Source organism: Staphylococcus sp. HMSC056G08 (genome assembly GCF_001812305.1).
In the GTDB taxonomy this organism is placed as follows: domain Bacteria; phylum Bacillota; class Bacilli; order Staphylococcales; family Staphylococcaceae; genus Staphylococcus; species Staphylococcus simulans.
The window spans coordinates 1-3,215 of sequence record NZ_KV808543.1 but is presented as its reverse complement, the minus strand read 5'-3'; the positions used below and the strand labels follow the sequence as shown (position 1 = coordinate 3,215).

The following is a 3,215-nucleotide window of genomic DNA, read 5'->3' as shown; positions in this document are numbered from 1 at the left end:
CCAGTAATCAACACAATCGAAGCAGGAACTAAAGAAGTGAGTGGCACAAGTGAACCATTGAGTACGGTGACTTTAACATTACCAGATGGTACTACTAAAGATGTTAAAGCAGATGATAAAGGCGTTTGGACAACTACATTAGAAACACCATTAGTACATGATGCAGTAATTAAAGCAGTTACGTCAGACGTAGCGAACAACAAATCAGCAGAAGCGACGCAAACTGTGAAAGATACAGTAGTTCCAGCAGTACCAGTAATCAACACAATCGAAGCAGGAACTAAAGTAGTGGATGGAACAAGCGAGCCATTGAGTACGGTGACTTTAACGTTGCCAGATGGCACTACTAAAGATGTTAAAGTAGATGACAAAGGTGTTTGGACAATTACATTAGAAACACCATTAGTACATGACGCAGTAATCAAAGCAGAAGCTTCAGACGTGGCAGGTAATAAATCACCAGAAGCGGCACAAACTGTGAAAGATACAACAGCACCAGCGGCTCCGACAATCGATAAGATTGAAGCGGGAGCTAAAGTAGTAAGCGGAACAAGCGAACCACTGAGCACGGTAACATTGACGTTACCAGACGGTAAAACTACAGAAGTAAAAGCAGATGCAGACGGCAAGTGGACAACAGAATTAGTTGAACCATTAACACATGACGCAGTGATCAAAGCAGTTACGTCAGACGTAGCGAACAACAAATCGCCAGAAGCGACACAAACTGTGAAAGATACAATAGCACCAGCCGTTCCGACAATTGATACGATTGAAGCAGGAGCTAAAGTAGTAAATGGCACAAGTGAACCATTAAGCACAGTGACATTGACATTGCCGGATGGTAAAACAACAGAAGTGAAAGCAGATGCAGACGGCAAGTGGACAGCGGAATTGGCAGAACCGTTAGCACATGACGCAGTGATCAAAGCAGTGGCGTCAGATGTGGCGAACAACAAATCATCAGAAGCGACACAAACTGTGAAAGATACAGTAGTTCCAACCATTCCGACAATCGATGCAATTGAAGCGGGAGATAAAAAAGTAAGTGGCACAAGTGAGCCATTGAGCACAGTGACATTGACGTTGCCAGACGGTAAAACAACAGAAGTAAAAGCAGATGCAGACGGCAAGTGGACAACAGAATTGGCAGAACCATTAACACATAACGCAGTGATCAAAGCAGTAGCTTCAGACGCGGCAGGTAATAAATCACCAGAAGCGACACAAACGGTGAAAGATACAGTAGTTCCAGCCATTCCGACAATCGATACGATTGAAGCGGGAGCTAAAGTAGTAAACGGAACAAGCGAGCCATTAAGCACAGTGACATTGACGTTGCCAGACGGTAAAACAACAGAAGTGAAAGCAGATGCAGACGGCAAGTGGACAGCGGAATTGGCAGAACCGTTAGCACATGACGCAGTGATCAAAGCAGTTGCGTCAGATGTGGCGAACAACAAGTCAGCAGAAGCGACACAAACTGTCAAAGATACTGTAGCTCCAGTTGCTCCAGAAATTAAAGCAATCGAAGCGGGAGACAAAGTGGTAAGCGGTACAAGTGAACCATTAAGCACGGTAACTTTAACATTACCGAACGGCAAAACTGCAGAAGTTAAGACGGACGATAAAGGTGTTTGGACAACTACACTAGAAACTCCATTAGCACATAATGAAGTTATTAAAGCAGTAACATCAGACGTAGCGAACAACAAATCACCAGAAGCAACACAAACTGTCAAAGATACTGTGGCGCCGAAAGCACCTATTGTGAATGAAATTAAATCTACTGATCAAGCTATAGGTGGTTCGGCAGAGCCTAATTCAAATGTGTTTGTAGTATTAGCTAATGGTAAGATTTTAGAAACTAAAGCAGATGCAGAAGGTAATTGGAATGTTGAATTACTAGATGGACAATCTCTTATAGGTAATGAAACTGTGAAAGTATATGCTAAAGATTTAGCGGAAAATCAATCTGATACAGTTGAAAGTGAAATTGTGTTGGTTGAAGTGCCAGCCGAGCCGGAGGTAGAAACACCAGCAGAACCAGCACCGGAGGTAACACCAGAAGTACCGGTGGAAGAAACAACACCGACAGAGCCGGAAATTCCAGTCGAAGAAGTACCTGAAGTACCGGCTGAACCGGAACCAGAAACACCGACAACACCTGTACCAGAGGTAACGCCAGAAGTACCGGTGGAAGAAACAACACCAACAGAGCCGGAAATTCCAGTCGAAGAAGTGCCTGAAGTACCAGCCGAGCCAGAGGTGGTAACACCGACAACACCTGTACCAGAGGTAACACCAGAAGTACCGGCAGAAGAAGCAACACCGACAGCACCGGAAGTACCAGTTGAAGAGATTCCAGAAGTGCCATCCGAGCCAGAGGCAGAAACACCAATAGAACCGGCACCAGAAGTAATACCGGAAGCACCTGTGGAAGAAGCAACACCGACAGAACCGAGATCAGGGGTAACGCCAGAGGAACCGGTAGAAGAACCAACATCAGAGATCTCAGAGGAAGAACCAACATTGACAGGATCAGAGACTCCAGTTGAGAAAGAACCAGTAAAAGAAACAGAAGAAACGTCTACTGAAATTTCTCCTTCTAAAGAAGATACAGTAATAGAGTCTGAAAAAGAGGAAGAAAATGATGAAGTTACTGTTGAAAACAATGACATATCAAAAGAAAGCACTGGTGAAGTAACTACACAAAATGACACAGAAAATGTGAAAACAAAATCAGTGAAAAAAGATGTTCAAGATAAAAAATCAACAACTTTAAACTCTAAAACTTTTACTCATAAAAAAGAAAGTAAGCCTAATAAACAAGCATTACCTGAAACAGGTAATGAAACATCATCAATGCCGTTATTAGGTTTATTGTTGACATTGTTTGGTTTAGGATTTATCGCAAGACGCTTTAATAAGAACGAAAAAACAGATAAATAAGACTGAGGGTAGTCTAAAATGAAAATGCCATGGTAGGGATTGAATCCCATTACCATGGCATTTCTTTATTTATAAAGTGAAATTGAATTATCCAATATCTCCTAGAGTCGCAACCATCACAGCTTTGATAGTGTGCATACGGTTTTCAGCTTCTTGGAATACAACAGAGTGTTTGCCTTCGAAGACTTCATCTGTGACTTCCATTTCTTTTAAGCCGTGTTTTTCCTCAATTTGTTTACCGATTGTTGTGTCAGTGTTGTGGA

1 protein-coding gene and 1 pseudogene are annotated in these 3,215 nt (G+C 42.5%); one reads left to right on the top strand and one right to left on the bottom strand.

All coding sequences use genetic code 11. The features are described from left to right. Window positions 1-2,952: Ig-like domain-containing protein (locus HMPREF2846_RS13480; protein WP_176745504.1), on the top strand; the 2,952-nt coding region annotated here is incomplete at its 5' end. A gap of 87 nt (window positions 2,953-3,039) precedes the next feature. On the opposite strand, the pseudogene HMPREF2846_RS14110 reads toward HMPREF2846_RS13480, so the two are convergent. Beyond that, window positions 3,040-3,215, bottom strand: a pseudogene (locus HMPREF2846_RS14110) (ornithine carbamoyltransferase subunit F); the annotation flags it as partial.